Source organism: Streptomyces sp. NPDC111507, assembly GCF_055638955.1.
The window spans coordinates 38,713-59,641 of sequence record NZ_JBVKBU010000010.1; the positions used below are offsets into that span (position 1 = coordinate 38,713).

A 20,929-nucleotide genomic window follows, 5' to 3' on the forward strand; every position below is an offset into this window, starting at 1 on the left:
ATGAGGCGCAACCGGCTTGGGAAAAGCAAGGTGCAGGTCACAGAACTGGGCTTCGGTGGCGGACCACTCGGGGGACTCTTCGCTCCGCTGGACGACGAGACCGCCGCGGCAGCCCTTGAGGCAGCCTGGGACAGCGGGATCCGCTACTTCGACACCTCTCCGCACTACGGCATCGGGCACTCCGAGCGCCGCACCGGTGGTCTGTTGCGCGGCAAGCCGCGTGAGGAGGTGACGCTGTCGACGAAGGTCGGCAGGCTGCTGGTCCCGCAGGACCCGGCGGGCCGGATGGACGAGAGCTTCATGGTGCCCGCCACACATCGCCGGGTGTGGGACTTCACGCGGGACGGCATTCTGCGCAGCGTGGAGGACTCGCTCAAGCGGACAGGCGTCGACCGTATCGACGTGCTGTTCCTGCACGACGCGGAGCAGCATTTCGAGGATGCGTTGCGCGAGGGCTGTCCGGCGCTCGCCGAACTACGCCGCCAGGGAGTGGTGGGCGCGATCGGCGCGGGGATGTACCACCCCGGCAAACTGACCAGGCTGGTCAAGGAGTCGGACGTCGATGTAGTCATGCTCTCCGGCCGCTACACGCTTCTGGACCAGAGCGCCCTCGACGAACTGCTGCCCGCCTGCACGGACCGGGCGGTTTCGGTACTCGCGGCGTCGGTCTTCAACTCCGGGCTGCTCGCCACGCCCCGACCTGTCGAGGGTGCCACCTTCGACTACGCGCCCGCCGCGCCGGGGACGCTGGAGCGGGCGCATCGCATCGCCGATGTCTGCGAACCATACGGCGTGACCCTCCCGGAGCTGGCCATGGCCTTTCCGCTCCGTCACCCCGCCGTCTCGGGCATCGTGGTCGGCATGCGTACCGCCGACGAAGTACGCCGCAACATGGCGGCGTTCGGCGCGAAGATCCCGGCTCAGGTCTGGGACGATCTGCGCAGCGAAGGTCTCTTGGACGAGCGGGCACCCGTACACGTATGACGATCACCGGAACCATGATGCGCCGACCAACCCTCAGGCCCTGCCCAACGTGTCTCCCCGGCCCGGCAGTTCGCGGCCGGGCGGCGTGACGTGACGCAGGGCCTCATCAACCAGGACGTGTCGCAGGCCGACATCGTTGGATTCGGGCCGTGACGATGAGGGCAGCGTCGCCTACGGGCGGTCGGTTCCGAGTGTTGTCGGGCCGGATGCGGGGCTGCCGTGCGCCTTCCCGACAGCCTTTGGTGTGCTCAAGGACGCCGGTCGGCTGAGGGAGGGGGAAGACGTGCTGATCCGCTCCGCGGCGTGGAGTCCTTCTCTCGCTCACCCGACCCTATGTCAACCGGCCGGGCGGGGCGCCTCACTTCCAGGAGCGAACGACCGGTTCTCCGCATGCTGGTGAGCCCGGCAGGAGGTGGAGTCCGCGCTCACCATCACCATCGACCAGTCGGACACGGCCTTCCGCGTCAGCGTCCGCGAGGACGGCAGCGAGAGCTTGTCCCACGTGCCGTCCGCCGACCAGCGCCGATGCCGCTCGTACACAGTTCTCCACTTGCCGGAACGCACAGGCAGATCTCGCCAGCCGGCTACGTCACCGAACACCTCACCACCAGCAGCATCGGCACCCACCCCGGTGAGACGGCTCAGCCGACTCCCCGCTCGTGGCCCTCCCAATACGGCTCCCGCAGCTTGTACTTCTGGAGCTTGCCGGTCGTCGTACGCGCCAACTCCTCGCGGAACTCCACCGAAGTAGGCGCCTTGAATCCGGCAAGACGCTCCTTGCAGAACCGGATCAGCTCGTCCTGCGTCACCCGCGCACCGGGAGCAAGAACCACCAGCGCCTTCACGGTCTCGCCCCACTTCTCGTCAGGCACCCCGATCACCGCGACCTCGGCAACCGCCGGATGGCTGAACAGGACGTCCTCCACCTCGATCGACGACACGTTCTCCCCGCCCGTGATGATCACGTCCTTCTTCCGGTCACTGATCGTCAAATGTCCGTACTCGCCGATCGATCCCCCGTCCCCCGTGTGGAACCAGCCCCCGGACAACGCCCGCGCACTCTCCTGCGGCTGCTCCCAATACCCCTCCAGAACCACGTTCGAGCGCGCAAGAACCTCACCCTCGGCGTCCGTCCTGAGCGTCACGCCCAGCGCGGGAGCACCGGCCCGCACCAGCTTCTCCGCCCGCTCCGCAGCGCCGAGGCCGTCCCACTCGGCGCGGGCACGGTTGACGGTCAGCAGCGGCGAGGTCTCGGTCAGGCCGTAGATCTGAATGAACTCCCACCCCAGCTCCGACTCCACACGCGCGACCGTCCGGGTCGGCGGCGGAGCGCCCGCGACGATGATCCGCACCCGATCACGGCCGGGGATCTCCCCCTCCCAGCACTCGGCGGCGGCCAGCACCGCCCCCACGACCGCGGGCGCCGCGCACATCACCGTCACACCGTGCTCGGCCACCCGGCGCAGGATCTCGGCCCCGTCCACCTTGCGCAGCACGATCTGTGGCACGCCCAGGGCCGACATCGCGAACGGCATGCCCCAGCCGTTGGCATGGAACATCGGCAACGTGTGCAGATACACGTCCCGGTCCGTCACCCCGGCGTGCAACGCGAAGGTGACCGCGTTCACCCAGATGTTGCGATGGGTGATCTGCACCCCCTTGGGCCGGGCCGTCGTACCACTGGTGTAGTTGATGGTCGCGGTGGCGTTCTCGTCCGGCTCCCAGGCCTGCGGGGCAGTGCCGAAGCGGTACAGCTCGGCGTCGGATGCGGCGCCGAGCGTGAAACGGTGCCTGCAGTCGACATCGGCCAGACGCTCCGTCAACTCCGGATCGACAAGGAGCACATCGGCCCCCGACTGACCGACGATGTAGCTCACCTCGTCCGCCGTCAGGCGGAAGTTGACCGGGACCAGCACCCGCCCGTAACCACTGACACCGAAGAACGACGTCAGAAGCCGCGCGCTGTTCGGCGAGACCACCGCCACGCGAGCGCCCAGCGGCACACCCAGCGCGTCCAGCCCGGCAGCCTGAGCCCGCGCCAACTCCCCCACTCGCCGGTACGTCAGCCCCTCCCAGACCTCAGCTGGTTGGTCCGGCTCGTCCACCACACCCACCCGGTCGGCATACACAGTGACGGCACGGTCCAGAAAGTCATGGACCCCGAACGGGACGATCATCACAGCCTCCGAAGCTTGAACGACACAGAGCCTCTATCCCGCCACGCCCTCGCGTATCCCGACAAGCCATTCGACATCTTGCGAACAACTCAGCACCACCCGGCCTCGCGAGACCCGGTCGACCGCGGTTCTACGGCTGCACGGTCGCCGTGGCAACGGTGTAGATCCCGATGTGGTTGCCTACGAGCCGGTTGTCCCGCACGACCGTGCCCGATGTGCTTGCCATGATGCCCGGGTCCTGGATCTCGCCGGAGAATTCCAGGCCGCAGTCAGGATCTGGTTCCCGGCAAGTCGTTGCCGCTGACGGTGCTGTTCGACCGTTCTGATGCGTGGGAATGCCATTTCGTTTCCGCTCTCGTGCGGTACTCCATGGGGCCGCGGCATGACCGTGACCCGCCTGCCGGCTGCGCACGCAACGTATCCACGGTTCGGAGTACGGGAACTCCGGGACACCTGATCGCGAGCCTGCTTCCCTCTGACGGACGACCGGCGGACTCGAGCGGATCGCCGTGACTGTTCGACGGTCGGCCGCAGGGCTGACGTGTGGAGACGGTCCGGTCCCCGTTGCGATCCGCCGCTATCGTGCCGGCGTGACTGGCTCTCCGCAGCGTCCGCTGCTGTTTCTCGATGTCGACGGACCGCTCATCCCGTTCGGTGCGGCGCCCGAGCAGTATCCGGCCCATGCCACCTCCCTCGAACCGCTCGATGCCGATGCGAATCCGCTCCTGGCCCGGCTCGATCCCGAGCACGGGCCTCGGCTGGCGGCGCTCCCGTGCGAGGTGGTCTGGGCCACGACATGGATGGCTGACGCAAACGAATGCATCGCCCCACGCATTGGTCTGCCACAACTGCCCGTGGTGGCCTGGCCGGAACCGTCCGACATCGATGATCAGGACGAACGGAACGGACTGCACTGGAAGACCCGCACCCTTGTCGAATGGGCGGCGGGACGCCCGTTCGTCTGGGTCGACGACGAGATCACCGACACCGATCGGACCTGGGTCGCCGCTCACCATCCAGCGAACGCCCTGCTCCACCGGGTCGACCCCCGCCGTGGTCTGACTGATCACGACTACGCGGCGATCGACTCCTGGCTGAGGCGGTTGTTCTGACTCCCCGTCCGGTTGGCGCCGCACGCGAGCCGAGCGATGGGCAACCGCGCCGCATCCGTGCCCTGTTGGTCGGAGCACCGAGGAGCCGGGGCGGGCCCGCACCGCGGCCTCCTCGCCGGACGTGACCCGCATCACGCCCCGGAAGTGCATAGCGAGGTGCTCACCAACGTCTTTCTCCAGGTGTACGAAGCTGGCAAGTGCGGGGACGGTGCGGATGGAACAGGCTCAGGCCGAGAGTTTCGACGGGTTCGTTGCGGCCCGTTGGTCGGCGTTGTTCCACCTCGCCCGGCTGCTCTGCGGAGGTGACCGGCACCGTGCCGAGGACCTGCTCCAGGAAGCCCTGGTCAAGCTCTGGTTCGTCTGGCCGAAGGTCGCGGACGAGGCGCCCGAGGCGTACGTACGCAAGGTCCTGGCCCGCGCGGCCGCCCGTTCCGCCCGCCGACGGTGGTGGGGCGAGCGGCCCGTGGAGCAGTTGCCCGACCTGGCGCAGACCGGGGACGAGTCCGCCGCCGTGGTGGAGCGGACGCGACTGGAAGCGGCCCTCGCTCAGCTGCCACCCCGGCAGCGGGCCGCCGTGGTGCTGCGTTACTACCAGGACCTGCCCGAGAAACAGGTCGCGGAAGTGCTGGGATGCCCGCTGGGCACCGCCCGGTCCCATGCGTCACGCGGTGTGGCGCGACTGCGTCAGATCCTGGCCGATGTCATCGAGCCGGTGGGGTGAAGGGAAGCATGGATCACTTCGAACGGGAGTTGGCGCGGATGATGCGCGACGCCCAGGAGTACACCCCTTTTGAGCCCGCACAGCAGGACCGGCTCAGGACGGGAGTGCTCGTCCGTCGCCGGGTCCGCGCGGCGCAGAAGGCCGTGGGCTCCGTACTGGTGGCCGCCGGGCTCGGTGTAGGCCTGGTCCTGCTGCCACACGCGCCGGACCGCGACCAGCCCCAGGCTCCCGTGCCGCGGCCCTCGACCGGCTCCTCCTCCCCGACCAGCACGCTGTCTCCGACCCAGCCCCCCAGCAGCAGCTCCACCGGGTCGGCCCCCACCACGCCCACGGCACCGATCACGACGGAGAGTGCGGTGGGGAGTTCGAGCTCGGTCGGCACCGGTCCGTCCGGGACCGCGACTGCCGGTCCGCCGGCCACTATTCCGGCCACGCCGAGCGGAAGCATCATGTCGTCGTCCCCGCCGACGACGACAGGCGAGCCCTCGTCGTCCGTCAGCGCGACCGGCGTCGGGTAGCCACCGAGCGCACGGCCGGCCGTCCCGGCCGCTCACCCACTGAATTTCCGCACCGCCCCGGCCTCACTACCTGATCGCAGCTCCGCCGTGAGCGCCTTCGGTATGCCCTGCGACAGCACAGAAACCTGGATGAACCATGACCAAGACCGCACGGTCCGCCCCGATGAACCTCGCGACGGGACTGCCCATGGACCGACTGCCGCTCCGCCTGCCGCTGCCGGCGGACCACCCGGAACCCGTACTGGACGTCGTCGTCCCCGTGTTCAACGAGGAGACGGATCTGGAACCGAGCGTGCGGCGGCTGCACGCGCATCTGCGTGAGACGTTCCCGTACCCGTTCCGCATCACCGTCGCCGACAACGCCAGCACCGACGACACCCCGCGGATCGCGGCCCGGCTGGCGGCCGAACTGCCGGAGGCCGAGTGGATACGGCTCGCCGAGAAGGGGCGCGGCCGTGCCCTGCGCGTCGCCTGGTCGCGCTCACGGGCCCCGGTACTGGCCTACCTGGACGTGGACCTGTCCACCGAACTGAACGCGCTGCTCCCGCTGGTCGCCCCGCTGATCTCCGGCCACTCCGACATAGCCATCGGCACCCGTCTGGCCCGTGGCTCCAGGGTGATACGCGGCCCTAAACGGGAGATCATCTCCCGTTGCTACAACGTCCTGCTGCGTTCCACCCTCGCCGTCGGCTTCTCCGACGCGCAGTGCGGCTTCAAAGCGGTCCGGCGCGACGTCGCCGAGCGGCTGCTGCCCCTGGTGGAGGACTCGGAGTGGTTCTTCGACACCGAACTGCTCGTGATCGCCGAGCGGGCCGGGCTACGCATCCACGAGGTGCCCGTCGACTGGGTGGACGACCCCGACAGCCGCGTCGATCTGGTCTCGACGGCCATGGCCGACCTGCGCGGCATCGTCAGGATCGGCAGGGCGCTCGCCCGTGGCACACTCCCGACGGCGGGGCTGCGGCGCGCCACCGGAGGTGATCCGCCCGGCCCGCTGGCCGCCCAGTTGCTGCGCTTCGGCGCCGTCGGCGTGGTGAGCACGGTCGGGTACGTCCTCCTCTACTCGGCCCTGCGCCCGATGACAGGGCCCCAGAGCGCCAACGCGTGGGCGCTGCTCGTCTGCGCCGTCGCGAACACCGCCGCGAACCGGCGGCTCACCTTCGGACAGCGCGGGCGGGGCGGAGCGCTGCAGCAGCAGGCCAAGGGTCTGGTGGTCTTCGGCCTCGGGCTGGCGCTCACCAGCGGCTCGCTCGCCGCGCTGCACCGCTGGGCACCGAGGCCCGCGCGGCCCACGGAAGTCGCGGTGCTCGTCATCGCCAACCTGGTCGCGACACTGCTGCGCTTCCTGCTCCTGCGGGCCTGGGTGTTCACCGCCGCCCCCCGCGGCAACGGAACAGGAGCCGAGCCCCGATGAACGACCCGAGCCTCGCGAACGCTCCGTCGTACGAGGGCAACAGGCCGCACGCCGACGGCCGTTCGCCCGCCACGGAACCGCCGTACGAAACCGGCGTGCCCACGGTCCCGTCCCCCTCCATCACCTCCCTCACCTCGACCGCCCGTCAGCGGTGGCCGCGACTGTGCCGGGCGGCCGAGCACCACGGTCCGGTGCTCGCGCTGTACGGTGCGCTGAAGCTCGTCGGCTTCTGCGTCTTCATGTACCTGCTGGACTCCTCCGGGGACTTCCGCAAGAAGGACCCCCGATTCGGTGGCGGCGCCCACGCCTGGGACGTCCTGGCCAGCTGGGACGGCTGGTGGTACCAGCAGATCGCCGCGCACGGCTACCACCCCGCGCTCGTCCCGGTACCCGGGGCGGGCGGCCTGATCACCATCGAGGGCAACTCCGCGGCGTTCTTCCCGCTGTACCCCGCCCTGATGCGGCTGGTCTCCTCCTGCACCGGCCTGGGTCTGTTCGGCGCCGGCCTGCTGATCTCGGTCGCCGCCTCTTTCGTCGCCGCCCTGGCGATCCACGCCGTCACCGCACGGATCGGCGGACGGCGGGCCGGGCTCGCCGCAGCCGGCCTCTGGGCCGTGTGGCCCGGATCCGGCATGGAGTGGTCGGGCTACTCGGAGTCCCTCTACGTCGCCCTCGCGGCCTGGGCCTGCTACGCCGTCATGCGCCACCACTGGATCACCGCCGGCATCCTGACCTGCGCCACGGGTCTCACCCGTCCGACGGCCACCGCGCTGATCGCGGCGCTCACCGTCGCGGCGCTGCTGGCCGTACACCGGCAACGGCGGGAGGTCCGCCGCTGGGAGGACGCGCCCGGCCCGGACGGGAAGAGGCGTCGGGTCAAGTTTCTGCGCCCGCTGATCGCCGTGGTGATCGCCCCCCTCGGCCTGTTCGGCTACCTCGGCTGGGTGGGATACCGGATGGGCGACTACAGCGGGTACTTCAAGCTCCAGGAAGGCGCCTGGGCCCACACGTTCGACTACGGCAAGCACACCCTCGACGTGTTCACGTCCCTTCCGGTGGGCCACTTCGACTACCTCTTCGCCTACCCCTTCGAAGACCTCATCGGCGTAGGCACGGTCCTGCTGGCCCTGATCGTCCTGCCTCTGCTGCTCCGGCTCCGCCCGCCGGCGGTCCTCGTCGTCCACACCCTCCTGACCATCGCGCTCGTCCTGGGAAGTCAGCAGATCTTCGGCAACATCTCCCGCTACCTTCTCCCGGCCTTCCCCCTGTTCATCCCGTGCGCCGTCGCCATGCGGCGGCTCAGCACGCCGGTGCTGTGCACCGTCCTCGGAATTGCCGCGCTCGCCTCCGGCTCATACGGGGGGTACGCCCTGTTCGAACTCGGCGTCCCATAAACGTCATCGGTGCTCAGCCATCGTGATCCGGTGCGGGTGCCGAGCAGCACCCGAGCGAGGGCAGCCCGCGCCGGCGCCGGACCGTCTCGGCCGCGATCTCCGTGACGGCGTCCAGGGCCTGTCGGCGGGATACGGGAAGCCGGGAAACCCTCAGCGCCGACCCGCCGCCCGGTGCTCCCGTGCCGCGGTCGGCAACCCGGCCGAGGAGGAGGTCGCGCTCGGCCCGATCATCGACGCGGGCTGACGGGAGTGGATCCACGGCCTCGTCACCGCCGGCGCCGCGGGCGGCGGCCGCCTCGTGGCCGACGGCACCCATGAGGACCTCCGACCCATCGTGCTCACCGACGTCACCGCTGAAGCCATCACCGCCGCCCAGCCAGGCTGGGGCCGCGTCCGCTGAGGCAGCGGCTGAACGCGATGCCGAACACGGCGAACGTGCAGGTCATCCACCTAGCGGTGTCGCCAGCAGTATCCCCACCGAGGGGGAGAAGGCGCCGCCTGCCGATCCCAGGCTCAGCAGGAGCAGCCCCGTGATCAGACAGCGCCGTGCGCCGAGCAGTTCGGCCAGGAGCGACACAGCCAGGCCGCCGAGCATTCCGGCCACCTGGATGATTCCGAGCAGTGTCCCGGCCTGGAACGGGCTCATCGACAGGTCTTCCCGCAGGTACGGGATCGCGGCAGGCAGTTTCCACACCTGAAGTCCCGCGCCGACACCGGCGAGAACAACAGCGGCCCAGGGAGCATCCGGGTGCCGAAAACGCCTGAGAACTGCAATGCTCAGCGTGGCACGCATCGACGCCTTGGTCGCCCGGATCGTCCTCGCCCTGGACGATGATCCAGACGCAACGATCCTCGCCCTCGCCCGAACCTTGGGCATCGCCCGGAACACCGTTCACGCTCGGCTGCGGCGGCTGTCCGCCGACGGCACGCTGGGGCCTTTCAGTCGCCGCTTCGACCTCGCAGCCCTCGGCTATGAACTCACCCCCGGAAGTCCTCGAAGTTCACTACACGACCGGCGACGCGGACCTGCTCGCGCACGTCGTCGCGCAGGACACCAGCGACCTGCACCGCGTCACGAAGGCGATCCTCGCAATCGACGGCGTCACCCGCTCCAGCACCGTCATCTCACTCGGTGTGCCGAGGAGCCCGAGTAGAGTCACGCGGCCCGAACGGTACGGCCACACGCCGCTAAACTGCTGGTGGCCGCAGCACACTGAGCAACGAGGAGAGCCGGATGCCGGCGCACGACCCGTCCGTCTCCGCCGACGCGGCCGGGGTGAGTGAGCCGTCCACACCGCCGGTCCGACAGGCCTTGTCCGACAGTGTCTACGAGGACATCAAGGCCAAGGTCATGGACCACGAGATCGCCCCGGGCGCACGCGTCGGTATCGAAGCCCTGGCCCGTACGCTCAACGTCTCACCGACACCCGTGCGCGAGGCGCTGGCCAGGCTGGAGGCCGACGGACTGGTCGTCAAACGATCGCTCTCCGGGTACCGGGCGACCAAGTTGCTGACCCGGCAGGGAGTGGAGGAGCTGTTCGAAATGCGGCTGCTCCTGGAGCCGCGCGCCGCGGCGCTGGCCGCCCACAACGCCGACGAAGGTCAACTCGACGCCATCGAAGCGACGTTGGAAGCCATGCAGGCCCACTCCGGCCCCACCACCGGGCCGTACGCCTCCTACCGCGTCTTCGCCGCCCTCGACCAGCGTTTCCACGACGCCGTCGCGGAAGCCGCCCACCGGCCCCTGCTCGCGGACGCGGTGGAGCGGCTCCACGCGCACCTGCACGTCTTCCGGCTCAGCAGCGTGCAGGACGCCGGAGATCCGACCCTGAACGAGCACGACCGAATCCTGCGCGCGATCCTCCGCCGCAGGGCCGAACATGCCGCCGAGGCGATGACCGAGCATCTGACTCGCAGCCTGGAGCGCCAGCTGAGCCGCTTCGATCAGAAGTGACCGGCGCGGCCGCGCCCCCGCGTGGTCATCCGGCGTCTGAGCCCGTCATCCGGTAGACGCGCCGGGCGGTGCCGGCCCACACCTCGGCCCGCTCGTCCGGCCCCAGTCCCGCCGTGAGCTCCCGGGCCCCGCGGATGACCTCGTCGTAGCCCGCGGCGAGGGTGCTCACCGGCCAGTCCGAGCCGAACATCAGCCGCTGGGGTCCGAAGGCGTCGATCACGGTCTCGGCGTACGGTCTGAGATCGGCGACCGTCCACGACGCCCAGTCGGCCTCGGTCACCATCCCGGAGAGCTTGCACACCGTGTGGGGCAGCGCGGCCAGCTCCCGCAAGTGGCCCTCCCACGGCTTCCGTTCCCCGGACGCGATCGGTGGCTTGCCGAGGTGGTCCAGGACGAAGGTGAGACCCGGCACGGCGGCTGCCGCCCGCGCCGCCGAGGGCAACTGGTGCGGCAGCACGACCAGGTCGTAGACGAGTCCGGCCGCGCCGACGGCACGCAGGCCCCTCAGTACCTCCGGCCGGGTCAGCCAGTCGAGGTCGGGTTCTGACTGGACCTGGTGACGGATGCCGCGCAGGAAGCCACCACCGGGCAGGGACCGCAGGCGGTCCAGTGCCTCGGAGACGTCCGGCGCCGTCAGGTCGGTCCACCCGACGACCGCTTCGATCACGTCGCTCTCCGCGGCCAGGGCCAGGAACTCCGGCGTCTCATCAGCGACGTTGACGGTTTCCACCAGCACTGTGGCCGTCACCCCGGACGCCCGGATCTCGGCCTCGAGGTCCGCCAGGAGGAAGGACCGCCGCAACGGGGCGAGCCGCGGGCCGGAGATCCACTTCTGGTCTCGTACGGAGAGATCCCACAGGTGATGGTGGGCGTCCACGATGGTCACGACACATTCCCTTCCGGCACGAGCACATCGCCGGGCAGCAGCCCGGTGGGGTCGTAAGAGGCCTACTCCATGAGGAACACCTGCTCCATGGAGGCCCACCACTCGCCACGCGCCGCCTCATCCACGGGTGTCTGGCACGGAGCGGTGCGCCGCCACCATTCCCCGGTGGCCGGGTCGGCCGCCATCAGCGCGAGGTCCGCCGCCAAGTCGTCGCCGTGGTACTCGAAATAGCCGAACAGCCGGTCGCCGAGCAGATGGATCGAGTAGTTGGTGATGTGGCAGGCCCGCAGCCGGTCGAGGACCGGCTCGGGCACGTCACGGTGCAGCTCGCGGTACTCGTCCGCCTTGTCGGGCAGGACGCGGATCACCTGGGCGACGCGCCTCATGCGGCGCCGCTCTTCCGGGTCGAGGTCACGGCCGAGTGCGCGCGGTCGTGGATGGTCCGGATGATCTTGCCGCTCATGCGGCCGTAGTCGTGGTCGTTGTCCAGCTCGCCACGGATACGGTGATCGGCCATGACGACGATCCGGTCGGCCAGCGTGATCATTTCCGTCAGGTCGCTGCTGATCAGCAGAATGGGCAGACCGCCGCGGGCGAGTTCCCAGATCAGCTCGTGGAAGGCGTGCTTGGTGCGTACGTCCACCCCGACGGTCGGCTCGTCGACGATCAGCAGCCGCGTGTCGGCCGCAAGCCATTTGGCCAGGCTCACCTTCTGCTGGTTGCCGCCGGAGAGTTCACCGGCGTTCTGCTCGATGCCGGAGACGCGGATGCCGATGCGGTCGACGAGGTCCTGGGCCACTTCCTTCTCCTGGCGGGACGAGATGTCGCCCAGGAACCGGCCGAGCTTCTTCCACACCGTCACGGTGATGTTCCGGACGATGGGCTGCTCCAGGAAGACGCCTTCCTCCTTCCGGTTCTCCGTCAGATAGCCGATCCCGTACGTGTGGAGGGCCTCGCGCGGAGAGCCGATCCGCACCTTGCTGCCGTACACGCTGATCTCGCCACCCGTCACCCGGTCCAAGCCGAGCACCGCCTTGACCAGTTCGCTGCGGCCGGCGCCGACCAGGCCGTACAGGCCGACGATTTCTCCGGGTCGGACGTCGAGACTGATGTCCCGGTGGCCGGACGCGGTGGACAGCCTGGAGAGGGAGAGCGCCGGCCGGACCGTGGTGTCGACCGAGCGCTCGGGCATGTCCGCCACCGAGTGGGCACGGCCGACCATCAGGGTGACCACGTCGTCCTGCGCGTAATCGGCGAGGGGTGCCGACTCGAGCACCGAGCGCCCGTCGCGCAGGACGGTCACGGTGTCGCAGAGGGCGAAGACCTCCTCCAGTTTGTGGCTGACGAAGACCACGCACGTGCCCCGTGCCGTGAGCCGGCGGACGACGTCGAAGAGGCGCTCCGCCTCCTGCGGGGACAGGGAAGCGGTGGGCTCGTCGAGCAGGAGCACCTCGCTCTCGGTGTACAGGGCCTTGGCGATCTCCACCAACTGCTGCTGAGCCACCGACAGTTCGCGCACCGGCCGGTGCGGGTCGAGGTCCAAGCCGAGCTCGGCCAGGCAGCGCTCGGCGGGAGCGGTCATCGCCGCGCGGTCGAGCAGGCCCCGGCGAGCGGGCGGGCTCTGCAGCGTGATGTTCTCCGCGACCGAGAAGCCGGGGATCAGGTTGCGTTCCTGGTGGACCACACCGATGCCGGCCCGGTTGGCCTCCAGTGGGGAGCGTGGGTGGATCTCCTCGCCGCGCCGGAGCAGTCGGCCGCCGTCGGGCGGATGAACGCCGGTGATCACCTTGATCAGCGTGGACTTGCCCGCCCCGTTCTCCCCCAGCAGGGCGTGTACGGAACCGGCGGTCAGCTTCAGGCCCACGCCGTCGAGGGCGCGTACCCCGGGGAAGACCTTGACGATGTCCTCGCATTCCAGCAGGACGTCGCTCATCGGGCACCTCCCGTGGTCGGCAGGGCGGCGGCCGGCTGAACCTCACCCTCCGGTGGTGTCCGGCCGGGCGCCCTGACCTTCTTCTCCAGGTGCGTCTGGCGGATGCGGCCGCCGACGACCGTGACGAGAACGACGAGGCCGATGAGGAAGTTCACCCAGCTCGGATCGAGGGAGAACTGGGCACGGGCGGTGTCGATGAGCCGCATGACGAAGGCGGCGAGCACGGTTCCCAGCACGGCCACGGAACCGCCGCTCAGCGCGACGCCGCCGATGATCGGGGCGGCGAAGCTGGGCAGCAGCCAGTCGCCGCCGACACTGCGGTTGACGCCGGGCAACGAGGCGGTGGCCAGGGCCGCGGCGACACCGACGAGCAGTGCGGACAGGGAGTGCGCGACCACGATCTGACGGTCGGTGGAGATGCCCGACAGCCGTGCCGCGAGGGGGTTGCCGCCGGCCGCGAGCAGCCGCCGCCCGGGGACGGTGCGATACATGAACGCGGCGAGCAGACCCGCTGCGGCGAGCGCGGTGAGGAACACGAGGGGGATGTTCAGGGACGCGGAGCGGCCGAGGTCGCGCAGCGTGGCGGAGTACCCGTCGATGGTGCGGGTGCCGGAGAGCCGGTACTGCGCCCCGAGCAGGATGGTCATCGTGCCGAGGGTGACGATGAAGCCGTTGATGCGGGTGGCGACGATGAACACGCCCGTCAGCAGGCCGATCAGCGTGGCGGTGAGGACACCGATCAGTACGGCGGGGAGAGCGGGCACCCCGCGGTCGGCCATCAGCACCCCCATCAGGCAGGCGGTGAACCCGCCCAGGGCGCCGACGGCGAGATTGAGCTGTCCGACGCACAGGGCCACCATCTGGGCCAGGCCGATCAGGATGGGTGTGGCGAGGTACTGCAGGAACGTGCGGAGGGAGGACCCTTCGAAGAAGGAGCCGGACGAGGTGATGCCGAGGGCCACGTAGCCGGTGACGACCACGCACAGCAGGGTCATCGTCGTGGACCGGAAGAAGCGTCGCAGCGCCGGCACGGCCGCGGCCGACGTGTCGCGGAGCATCGTCATGTGGAGCGGACCACCTTGCGATAGGACACGACGCTGCGCACCCGGTCCGCGGACAGAGCCAGCAGCAGTACGCAGCCGAGGTAGATGTTGAGACTCTCCAGGCCCACCCCGAGCAGGTCGAGCCCCTTGCGGATCACGCCGACCAGAGATGTGCCGAGCAGGGCGCCGATGACGGAGACGACACCGCCGGTGAGCAAGGTGCCGCCGAGCACCGCGCCGAGGAACGACGGGAGCATGAAATCGTCGCCGATCGAGGCGCGGAACGTACCGGTGCCGACGGCCGCCATGAAGCCGGCCAGGGCGGCAAGCAGCCCGGACAGCGCGTGCGCCAGGACGATCCTGCGCCCGGTGGGAATGCCCGACAGTTCCGCGGCGGCCGGGTTCGCTCCGGTCAGCAGAAGCTCCCGGCCCATGCGGGTACGGGCGTAGAGGAAGCCGAGGCCGGCGAGGGCCAGCACGGTGAACTGGGCCAGCTGCGGGATGGCCGGTGAGCCGCATACGGGGCCGACGCAGATGTCCGCCAGCGAGTAGGAGCGCAGCTGCGCCAGTCCGCCGGGCCGCGTGGTGAACGCGGCGTTGTCGGTGAGGGCGGAGTAGAGCAGGGAGACCAGCCCCAGCAGGGCGAAGTCCATGGCCAGCGTCACGACGAACGAGTTCACCCCGGTGCGGGCGGTGATCCAGCCGGTCAGTGCCCCGACGGCGCAGCCGGCCACCAGGCACAGCAGCAGGCCCAGCGGCAGCGGCAGCCCGAGCCGGTCGTATCCGAACCCGGCTGCGAAGGCGCCGAACGCGGCCATGCGTCCCACGGCGAGGTTCATGTGCCCGACGGAGAGCACGACCATCTGCGCAAGTGCCACCACGGTCAGCGTCGAGACATCCCTGAACAGCGGGAAAAGCACCAGCCGCGCGTCGAAGAAGGCTGGGCGCAGTGCGCCGAACAACGCGGCGAGCGCGACGACGAGCACGAGCAGCCCCAGCCGCTGGTTCACCCAGAATGGCAGCCGGTGGGTCGGGCGGGCCCCGTCGGTGGGACGTCGCGTCGCACTGTCGGTCTCGGTGACGGCCGTTTTCATGCGACCCTCCGGTGGTCCTTCATGCGACCCTCCGGTCGTCTTTCATGCGACCCTCCGGTCGTCGATCGCGTCCATGTCCCAGTCGATGCCGATGCCGGGTTCGTCCGGCGCCACGGCACGGCCGTCGCGCAGCACCAGTTCGGTCCGTGTCACCGCACGCAGCTGCGGTATGTACTCCACATACGCGCCGTTGCTCACCGCGGCGACGAGGCTGACGTGCAGTTCCATCAGGAAGTGCGGGCAGACCTGGACGTTGAAGGTCTCCGCGAGGTGGGCGACCTTCAGCCACGGCGTGATACCGCCGACGCGGGCGACGTCGGCCTGCACCACGGAGGCGCCGCCGGCCTCCAGGTAGGAGCGGAACTGCATGGGCGAGTACATCGACTCGCCGACGGCGATCGGGACCCTGGTCGAGCGGGCGAGCCGGGCATGGCCGCTGATGTCGTCCGCGGGCATGGGTTCCTCGAGCCAGTACGGGTCGTGGGGTTCGAGGGCCGCGGCGAGTTGCACGGCCGAGGACAGCGACTGCGACTGGTTCGCGTCCGTCATGATGTGCAGCGCGGTGCCGACCGCCTCGCGGACGGCACCGAGGCGCTCCGCGTCCTCGGCGACGTGCGGCTTGCCGACCTTGATCTTGACGCCGGAGAACTGCGCCTTCTTCGCCGCGAGCGCGGACGTGACCAGGTCCTCGGTGCCGAGGTGGAGCCATCCGCCCTCGGTGTCGTAGACGGGGATCTCTTGGCGGTGGCCGCCGGCCAGCCGCCACAGCGGCTCGCCCGCGCGCCTGCAGCGCAGGTCCCACAGGGCCGTGTCGACGGCGGCGAGCGCCAGCGAGGTGATGGCTCCGGTGGTCGTGGCGCGCGTGTGGGCGAACAGGGACTTCCAGAGCCCCTCCACGTTGCGCGCGTCCTGGCCGGTGAGGAGCGGGAGCAGGTGGTCCCGCAGCAACGCCAGTACCGAACTCCCGCCGGTGCCGATCGTGTAGGCGTAGCCGGTTCCCACGAGCCCGTCGGCCGTGGTGAGCGTGACGAGAACGGTCTCCTGCTTGACGAACGACTGCACCGCGTCGGTGCGGTCGGTCTCCACATCGATGTCAGCGAGCAGGGCCGTTGCGTTGGTGATGATGGTCATGCGCGTGTGCCGCCTTCCGTGGTCCGTGCGGGGCGGTCAGCCGCAGGCGAGGAACTCGTCGGCGAACTGCTTCTTCAGCTCGACGGTCTTGGCCTTGCGTGCACTGTCGTAGTCGGTGACGTTCTCCTTCGTGACCACGAAAGAGCCCGAGTCGATGATCTGGCCGGGGCGCTTCATCGTGCACTGCTCGGTCTGCAGCAGGGACAGCGCCCAGATGCCGATCTCCGCCTGGCCGACCGGGTTCTGTACGACGGTCGCGGTCACGGAGCCGTTCTTGATCGAGGAGAGGATCTTGGCGTCGTCGTCGATGGCAACGACCTTGGCCTTCGAGCCGGACTCCTGCACGGCCTCGGCGGCGGCGACCGCCGGGTTGTAGGCGGTGGAGACGATGCCCTGGATCTGGTCGCCCTTGGCGGCGAGCAGGTCGGAGACGGCCTTCTGCGCGGTCTGGAGGTCCGTGTCGATGTCGGTGATCGTCTGCAGCAGCGTGACCTTGCCGCCGGTCTCCGCCACCGCCTTCTCCACCCCCTTCTTGCGCAACTGGGTGTTGGCGTCGACGTTGTTGCCTGTCAGGTGGACGAGCGTGCCCTTGCCGCCCATTGCCTTGATGGCGGCCTGCGCGGCCTTGTATGCGGCGAGTTCGACGTCGGTGGAGAGGCAGAAGTCCGCTTCGTTCGTGCCGCCTGCCGGACAGGAGGCCAGCGACGCGACGGCGAAGCCCTGGGACTTGAGGTCGGCGAAGGTGGTGTTGATGTCGGTCGGGGAGACTCCGAAGATGCCGAAGGCGTTGTAGCCACGGGCGGCGAGCGTCGAGAGCAGGTTGTTCTGCTTCTGCTGGTCCCACTCGGCGGTCTCGTCGAAGGTGACGCCCCCCAGCCCGAGCGTCTTCTTCGCGTTCGCGCCGGCCTGCTTCCAGGGCTGGAAGTAGGGGTGGGCGCCGCCCGGGACCAGCGCGACCTTCGTCCCGGATCCATCGGCCAGCTCGGCCGTCCCGCTGCCGGCCCGCGCGGTGGCGGCACCCGCGGCGCCCGGCTCATCCGAGTTCTTGATGGTGCAGGCCGTTGCGGCGGTGGCCAGAAGTACCAGCGTGACGGCGGCTGACGCGGCGGTTCTGCGACGACTCATGGCAGGTGCCCCACTCAAAATCAGATAGGATTTCGCTGCCGCGAGCCTGAGGGAGCCGTGCTCGTCACGTCAAGGTCTGCGCCGGGATTGAGCGGGCCGGATTTTGTGCTGCGAGTCGGTTTCGCCACGTCAGGCGCCAAGCAACACCCGGTACAAGCAGGATCGTTACCGGAATGCGTGGCGAGCTGACGGAGTGTGCACGGGCTCGGGATCATCAGCTTCGGCCATCCGGAACCCGAGCGCCTCCCGTCAGTGAACCCTTCAAAATCCTATAGATAAAGCTGCCCCGATCCGCGTCGATGCCGGTATGGACGGGGAGAGCGATGCGATGTCGGTGGACGCTGATGAGTTCCGGGGGTCCGATGCCTCGGCCGCCCGGCCGAAGGTCCCGGCGGACCGTGCCCACGAGGCCATCAAGGTCATGTCCATGGACCGTGCGACCCCGCTCGCCGCCCAGGTCTCCATCGAGTCGGCCTCACGATCCCTCGCGGTGCCGGGCGAATCCGGTCCGCGAGGCCCTGGCACGGCTCGAATCGGACGGACTCGTGGTCAAGCGCTCACTTTCGGGATACCGCGCCACCGAGTTGCTTACCCGCCAGGGCGTGGAGGAACTGTTCGAGATGCGGCTGCTGTTGGAGCCGCCGGCGGCCGCCCCGGCCGGCGAGTGCGCCGGTGATGCCGAGCTGGACAGGACCCACTTCCGACCACGGCGGCAGAGCACCCGCACGCCCGCCTGCACCACTTCCGGCCCAACGCCGCCACCGGCGACTCCGTCACCAGTTCGGCCAGCAACTGGGCATGCATATCCCCGCGCGGGAGTGCGGCCTGACCGGAAGCCACAACTGGCTTCCCTCACCGCTTACTTCACCTCTTGACGAAAGTGGTCCATACCTTTAGGTTCACGGGTCAGCCACGCACCGTGGGACGCACTCACCGTTCATGAGGTGAACGCAGCCTCGGTTGTCCATCCCCCCACGAAGGACCCGCTGCGCTCATGCCCAGAACTCTCCCCGCGGCTGCCTCCCTCCCCGCGCTCTCCCTCGCCACCGGCCTGCCCACCACCTCGCCCGCGCAGGCCGCCACCGACACCATCACGGGCCTCGCCGGCAAGTGTCTCGACGTCGCCGGCTCCGACTCCGACTCCGACTCCGACTCCGACTCCGACTCCGACTCCGACTCCGACTCCGACTCCGACTCCGACTCCGACTCCGACTCCGACGACGGTACGGCCGTCCAGCTCGGACTGGTTCCAGGGCGATGCCACCCAGAACTTCTGGCGCGGCGCCGAGAACCTCTCGGTCAATCCGTGGAGCGGCAGCGACCGTTGAGCGGCCTCACAGGCGGCGCCCTACCCTCGGATGCACCTACGCGGCGACCTCGCCCTGGACGACGGCGGCTGGCCCAGCGGCGGCTACCTCGCCGACAGAAAGGTCGACGGGCCGGTCAACTCCGACAGCCAGCAGCAGTGGCTGTCCAACTCCACGGCGACCAGCCGGGCGGGCGGCCCCTCCTGCAGCTCACTGTCGCTGGACACCTTCTAGGTCGTGAAGCCGGGCGAGACCGCGTCCCGGATCAATGCCCCGCTCGCCGTCGGCCGAACCTCCTGGTCACCCCGGGCGTCTACCACCTGGATCAGACCCCGCAATTCAACCGCGCCGACACCATCGTTCTCGGTCTGGGTCTCGCCCCCTTCGTCCCGGACAACGGCATCACCGCGATGCAGGTGGCCGACGTCGACGACGTGAAGGCCACGGGCCTGCTGTTCGGCGCGGGCACCACCAACTCGCCGAGCCTGATGGAGGTCGGGCCGCCCCACGCGTCCGCCTCGCACACGGCCGACCCGACCTCCCTGCACGACCTGTACTTCCCCGTCGGCGGCGCCGACGTCGACAAAGCGGCCACGGGCCTCGTCGTCAACAGCGACAACGTCACCATGTACGGCCTGTTCGTCGAGCACTTCCAGAAGTACCAGACCGTCTGGAACAGCAACGGCGGCCGCACGTACTTCTTCCAGAACGAGATGCCCTACGCCCCACCGAACCAGGCCGCCTGGATGAACGGCTCCACGCAGGGCTACACCGCCTACAAGGTCGCCGACGCCGTCATCGCCAACACCGGAGGCCCCTCCGACTCCTTCACCAGCGTCCCCAATCTGACGACCTATCCGTAGGGCGTCCGCCTCCCCCGAAGACGCAAGCTCCGTCGTCGGCCGTCCCGCCACGCCGCCTCGCGGTGGGTGACGGGACGCCCGTCCACCCCAACACACCAAGGAGCGTCCTCAGCCATGCCCCTCCTCTCCCACCACAGACGGTCCGCTACCGGACGCGGCCTCGTCGGCCGGTTCGCGGTTTTCGCCGTTCTCTCCGCGGTCCTCACCGCGCTGTTCACCGTGGCGCCGGCCCAGGCCGCCGACGGCTCGATCTCCGGGCTCGCCGGCAAGTGCGTCGACGTGGCGGGTGCCAACAGCGCCAACGGCACCGCCGTACAGCTCTACGACTGCAACGGAACCAACGCCCAGACCTGGTCCAACTCCGGTGACGGAACGCTGCGTGCGCTGGGCAAGTGTCTGGACGTCGTCGACCGCGGCACCGGCGACGGGGCCGCCGTACAACTGTGGGACTGCTCGGGCGGCGCCAACCAGCAATGGGTGGTCACCGCGGCGCACGACATCGTCAATCCGGCCGCGAACAAGTGCCTGGACGTCACCGGCAACAACTCCGCCAACGGCACCCGGCTGCAGATCTGGACCTGCACCGGCGCGGCGAACCAGAAGTGGAACGCGCCCGCGAGCGGAGGTGGCGGCGCGCCGTCCGGATTCGTCGTCAGCGAGGCGCAGTTCAACCAGATGTTCCCGAACCGGAATTCGTTCTACACCTACAGCGGCCTGACCGCCGCGCTGAGCGCCTACCCGGGCTTCGCGAACACCGGCAGCGACACGGTGAAGAAGCAGGAGGCTGCCGCCTTCCTCGCCAACGTCAGCCACGAGACCGGCGGCCTGGTCTACGTGGTCGAGCAGAACACCGCCAACTACCCCACGTACTGCGACTGGAGCCAGTCCTACGGCTGCCCGGCGGGCCAGGCCGCCTACTACGGGCGCGGCCCGATCCAGCTCAGCTGGAACTTCAACTACAAGGCCGCGGGCGACGCGCTCGGCATCGACCTCCTCAACAACCCCTGGCTGGTGCAGAACGATGCCGCCGTGGCCTGGAAGACCGGCCTGTGGTACTGGAACACCCAGTCCGGCCCCGGCACCATGACCCCGCACAACGCCATGGTCAACGGCGCCGGCTTCGGCCAGACCATCCGCTCCATCAACGGCTCCCTCGAGTGCGACGGCAAGAATCCGGCCCAGGTACAGAGCCGCGTCGACGCCTACAACCGGTTCACCTCGATCCTCGGCGTCAGCCCCGGCAGCAACCTCTATTGCTGACGCCCGCCACTCA

The 20,929-nt window shown here is 69.5% G+C and carries 19 protein-coding genes and 3 pseudogenes; 11 read left to right on the forward strand and 11 right to left on the reverse strand.

The window, feature by feature from the left end:
• Positions 1-984: an aldo/keto reductase gene (locus ACZ7M2_RS33200; protein ID WP_471598439.1), complete on the forward strand. Its 984-nt coding sequence runs from the start codon at positions 1-3 to the stop codon at positions 982-984.
• A gap of 387 nt (positions 985-1,371) precedes the next feature.
• Here the strand turns inward: ACZ7M2_RS33200 and ACZ7M2_RS33205 are convergent.
• Both ACZ7M2_RS33205 and ACZ7M2_RS33210 read right to left on the reverse strand, forming a co-directional pair.
• Positions 1,372-1,563, reverse strand: a pseudogene (locus ACZ7M2_RS33205) (transposase); the annotation flags it as partial.
• Between the two features lie 62 nt (positions 1,564-1,625).
• The gene (locus tag ACZ7M2_RS33210) at positions 1,626-3,161 is read right to left on the reverse strand and encodes an AMP-binding protein (protein ID WP_471598440.1); all 1,536 of its coding nucleotides are present in this window, start codon (positions 3,159-3,161) and stop codon (positions 1,626-1,628) included.
• 590 nt (positions 3,162-3,751) lie between these two features.
• On the opposite strand from ACZ7M2_RS33210, the gene ACZ7M2_RS33215 reads away from it, so the two are divergent.
• From ACZ7M2_RS33215 to ACZ7M2_RS33235, 5 genes are all read left to right on the forward strand, one after another.
• The gene (locus tag ACZ7M2_RS33215) at positions 3,752-4,273 is read left to right on the forward strand and encodes an HAD domain-containing protein (RefSeq protein WP_471598441.1); all 522 of its coding nucleotides are present in this window, start codon (positions 3,752-3,754) and stop codon (positions 4,271-4,273) included.
• Between the two features lie 214 nt (positions 4,274-4,487).
• Positions 4,488-4,994: a SigE family RNA polymerase sigma factor gene (locus ACZ7M2_RS33220; protein WP_099918540.1), complete on the forward strand. Its 507-nt coding sequence runs from the start codon at positions 4,488-4,490 to the stop codon at positions 4,992-4,994.
• A gap of 8 nt (positions 4,995-5,002) precedes the next feature.
• Positions 5,003-5,512, forward strand: coding sequence for a cellulase (locus tag ACZ7M2_RS33225; protein WP_471598442.1), 510 nt, complete (start codon positions 5,003-5,005; stop codon positions 5,510-5,512).
• A gap of 187 nt (positions 5,513-5,699) precedes the next feature.
• Positions 5,700-6,926, forward strand: coding sequence for a bifunctional glycosyltransferase family 2/GtrA family protein (locus ACZ7M2_RS33230; RefSeq protein ID WP_471598645.1), 1,227 nt, complete (start codon positions 5,700-5,702; stop codon positions 6,924-6,926).
• Positions 6,923-8,320, forward strand: a complete 1,398-nt coding sequence (locus ACZ7M2_RS33235) for a hypothetical protein (protein ID WP_471598443.1) — start codon at positions 6,923-6,925, stop codon at positions 8,318-8,320. Before ACZ7M2_RS33230 ends, ACZ7M2_RS33235 begins: the two co-directional genes overlap by 4 nt.
• 13 nt (positions 8,321-8,333) lie before the next feature.
• Here ACZ7M2_RS33235 and ACZ7M2_RS33240 read toward each other — a convergent pair whose 3' ends face one another.
• The gene (locus tag ACZ7M2_RS33240) at positions 8,334-8,636 is read right to left on the reverse strand and encodes a hypothetical protein (protein ID WP_471598444.1); all 303 of its coding nucleotides are present in this window, start codon (positions 8,634-8,636) and stop codon (positions 8,334-8,336) included.
• 126 nt (positions 8,637-8,762) lie between these two features.
• Complete coding sequence (locus ACZ7M2_RS33245; protein WP_471598445.1) at positions 8,763-9,113, reverse strand: MFS transporter; 351 nt, start codon at positions 9,111-9,113, stop codon at positions 8,763-8,765.
• On the opposite strand from ACZ7M2_RS33245, the pseudogene ACZ7M2_RS33250 reads away from it, so the two are divergent.
• From ACZ7M2_RS33250 to ACZ7M2_RS33260, 3 genes and pseudogenes are all read left to right on the forward strand, one after another.
• Positions 9,094-9,192 (forward strand): annotated as a pseudogene (locus ACZ7M2_RS33250) (Lrp/AsnC family transcriptional regulator); the annotation flags it as partial. The gene ACZ7M2_RS33245 and the pseudogene ACZ7M2_RS33250 overlap by 20 nt on opposite strands.
• Positions 9,193-9,292: 100 nt before the next feature.
• Positions 9,293-9,604, forward strand: coding sequence for an Lrp/AsnC ligand binding domain-containing protein (locus ACZ7M2_RS33255; RefSeq protein ID WP_471598446.1), 312 nt, complete (start codon positions 9,293-9,295; stop codon positions 9,602-9,604).
• A complete protein-coding gene (locus tag ACZ7M2_RS33260) occupies positions 9,555-10,274 on the forward strand; it encodes a GntR family transcriptional regulator (RefSeq protein WP_471598447.1) in 720 nt (239 codons plus the stop codon). The genes ACZ7M2_RS33255 and ACZ7M2_RS33260 overlap by 50 nt, the downstream gene beginning before the upstream one ends.
• A gap of 25 nt (positions 10,275-10,299) precedes the next feature.
• Here the strand turns inward: ACZ7M2_RS33260 and ACZ7M2_RS33265 are convergent, their stop codons facing one another.
• The 7 genes from ACZ7M2_RS33265 to ACZ7M2_RS33295 form a co-directional block, all read right to left on the reverse strand.
• Entirely contained in the window at positions 10,300-11,160 is an 861-nt protein-coding gene (locus ACZ7M2_RS33265) for an amidohydrolase family protein (RefSeq protein ID WP_471598448.1), read from the reverse strand.
• A 62-nt stretch (positions 11,161-11,222) separates the two neighbouring features.
• On the reverse strand, positions 11,223-11,546 hold the full coding sequence (locus ACZ7M2_RS33270; protein ID WP_471598449.1) for an L-rhamnose mutarotase: 324 nt from the start codon (positions 11,544-11,546) through the stop codon (positions 11,223-11,225).
• The gene (locus ACZ7M2_RS33275) at positions 11,543-13,093 is read right to left on the reverse strand and encodes a sugar ABC transporter ATP-binding protein (RefSeq protein WP_471598450.1); all 1,551 of its coding nucleotides are present in this window, start codon (positions 13,091-13,093) and stop codon (positions 11,543-11,545) included. Before ACZ7M2_RS33275 ends, ACZ7M2_RS33270 begins: the two co-directional genes overlap by 4 nt.
• Entirely contained in the window at positions 13,090-14,157 is a 1,068-nt protein-coding gene (locus ACZ7M2_RS33280) for an ABC transporter permease (protein ID WP_471598451.1), read from the reverse strand. The genes ACZ7M2_RS33275 and ACZ7M2_RS33280 overlap by 4 nt, the downstream gene beginning before the upstream one ends.
• On the reverse strand, positions 14,154-15,230 hold the full coding sequence (locus ACZ7M2_RS33285) for an ABC transporter permease (protein WP_471598452.1): 1,077 nt from the start codon (positions 15,228-15,230) through the stop codon (positions 14,154-14,156). Before ACZ7M2_RS33285 ends, ACZ7M2_RS33280 begins: the two co-directional genes overlap by 4 nt.
• A 42-nt stretch (positions 15,231-15,272) precedes the next feature.
• Complete coding sequence (locus ACZ7M2_RS33290; protein ID WP_470053279.1) at positions 15,273-16,361, reverse strand: mandelate racemase/muconate lactonizing enzyme family protein; 1,089 nt, start codon at positions 16,359-16,361, stop codon at positions 15,273-15,275.
• Positions 16,362-16,397: 36 nt separating this feature from the next.
• Positions 16,398-17,486: a sugar ABC transporter substrate-binding protein gene (locus ACZ7M2_RS33295; protein WP_471598453.1), complete on the reverse strand. Its 1,089-nt coding sequence runs from the start codon at positions 17,484-17,486 to the stop codon at positions 16,398-16,400.
• Positions 17,487-18,718: 1,232 nt separating this feature from the next.
• Here ACZ7M2_RS33295 and ACZ7M2_RS33300 point away from each other — a divergent pair.
• Positions 18,719-19,656, forward strand: a pseudogene (locus ACZ7M2_RS33300) (coagulation factor 5/8 type domain-containing protein); the annotation flags it as partial.
• A gap of 114 nt (positions 19,657-19,770) precedes the next feature.
• Positions 19,771-20,916, forward strand: coding sequence for a glycoside hydrolase family 19 protein (locus ACZ7M2_RS33305; protein WP_471598454.1), 1,146 nt, complete (start codon positions 19,771-19,773; stop codon positions 20,914-20,916).
• Positions 20,917-20,929: the final 13 nt, after the last annotated feature.